This window comes from Streptomyces prunicolor NBRC 13075 (genome assembly GCF_000367365.1).
Lineage (GTDB): Bacteria > Actinomycetota > Actinomycetes > Streptomycetales > Streptomycetaceae > Streptomyces > Streptomyces prunicolor.
Genome location: NZ_BARF01000185.1, coordinates 1 through 1,924, shown reverse-complemented (window position 1 = coordinate 1,924; position 1,924 = coordinate 1). Strand labels below are relative to the sequence as shown.

Below are 1,924 nucleotides of genomic sequence, written 5' to 3'. Positions count from 1 at the left end.
AAATCACCCGCCAGCGCATCCAGCACCACATCCATCCCCGCGCCACCCGTCACCCGCGCGAACGCCTCCGCGAACTCCAAGTCCCGCGAGGACGCGATCCGCTCAGCCGGCACACCCAGGGCCTTGACGGCGTCCCACTTCGACGGACTCGCCGTCGCATACACCTCCGCACCCAGATGCGCGGCCAACTGCACCGCGGCCATCCCCACACCACCCGCCGCGGAATGCACCAACACCCGCTCACCAACGACCAGTTGGCCGAGCTCCACGAGGCCGTAATACGCGGTCAGATACACGACCGGCACCGCGGCAGCCTGCTCGAACGACCAGCCCTCCGGCATCCGCGCGACCATCCGGCCGTCCGCGACCGCCGCCGTACCGAACGACTCAAGGACGAGACCCATCACGCGGTCGCCGGGCGCCAGGTCCGTGACATCGGCGCCGGTCTCCAGGACAACTCCCGCCGCCTCGCTGCCCAGTGGAGCGTCTCCCGGATACACGCCGAGCGTGATGAGCACGTCGCGGAAGTTCAGCCCGGCAGCTCGTACGGCGATCCGGACCTCGTGCGCCTCCAGCGGACGATCCGCATCGGAACGGACCAACGCCAGGCCATCCAACGACCCCTTCGTGACGGGCGACAACCGCCACGGACCCTCGGGCAGCGCCGACTCCGCCGCTCGTGTGAGTCGCGGGGCCAGTGTCCGGCCCCCGCGCACCGCCAACTGCGACTCGGCAAGACCGGCGAGCGCGGCCCAGTCGGGCGCTGCTTCCTCTGCCGGGTCGAGGTCCAACAGCACGAAGCGGCCCAGGTGTTCGGACTGCGCGCTGCGCACCAGACCCCACGCCGCCGCAGCCGCCACATCCGGCGACTCCTCACCGACCGAGATCGCGCCCCGAGTCACCAGCATCAGCCGGGATTCCGACAACGCGTCGGCGGCCAGCCACTCCTGCACCAGGCCCAACGTCCGCGCCGCCACGGCGTGTGCCGCGTGGGCTTCTTCGCCAGGGACCACTTCCGCCGCTACGCCGGCGACCACCACGTCCGGCACCGACGCACCCGCCGTCACCGCGCCGAGCAGCGCGTCGAGGTCGGCGTAGCGTTCCCTGAGGCCGGGCTGTTCGCCGAGCAGTGCCACCGGGATCGGTCCGGGCGCGTCCGCAGGACGGACCGGAACCCATTCCACCGTGAACAGGCTGTCCCGCCCGTTGCCTTGGGTGCGCTCAAGCTGGGCCTGGTCGACGGGGCGGAAGGCGACGGCGTCCACCGCCGCGATCACGGCGCCGTTCTCGTCGGCCATGTCGATGCGGAACGCGGCCTCGCCCGCAGGGCTGATCCTGACCCAGGCCAGTGGCCCTGATGCGTCCCCTGTCCTGATCCCCGACCAGGAGAAGGGCAGGCCCACCTGGGAACCGGCCCGCGCGTCGAGCAGGCTGCCGTGGAGTGCCGCGTCGAGGAGCGCCGGGTGGATACCGAAGCCCTGGGCCGAGCCGACCGGCTCGTCCGGCAACACCACCTCCGCATAGACCAGTTCACCATCGCGCCACGCCGACCGCAGCCCCTGGAACACCGGCCCGTACTCGTAACCCGCCTCCGCCAACCGCTCGTACAGCCCGTCCACGGGCACCGCCACGGCACCCTCCGGCGGCCACAACACCGGGAACGGCAGCCCAGGCGACTCCACCTCCGAACCGAGCCGACCACGCGCATGGCAGGTGGGCTGGACGGGTTCCCGCCCGTCCGTCTCTCCTGGCGCGGTGTAGACGGCGATGTCGCGGCGGCCGTCCTCGTCCGGCGCACCGACAGTCACTTGGAGGTCGAGCGCCGCGCCCTCGGGCAGCAACAACGGCACCTGAAGCACCAGTTCCTCGACCACAGGGCAGTCGACCTGACCGCCCGCCGCCAGCGCCAACTCCACCAGCGCCG

Annotated in this window: 1 protein-coding gene; it reads right to left on the bottom strand. The window is 71.7% G+C overall.

The window, feature by feature from the left end; all coding sequences use genetic code 11:
* The coding region (locus SPR02S_RS54675) for a SpnB-like Rossmann fold domain-containing protein (protein ID WP_019065497.1) at positions 1–1,924 on the bottom strand (1,924 nt) is incomplete at both ends.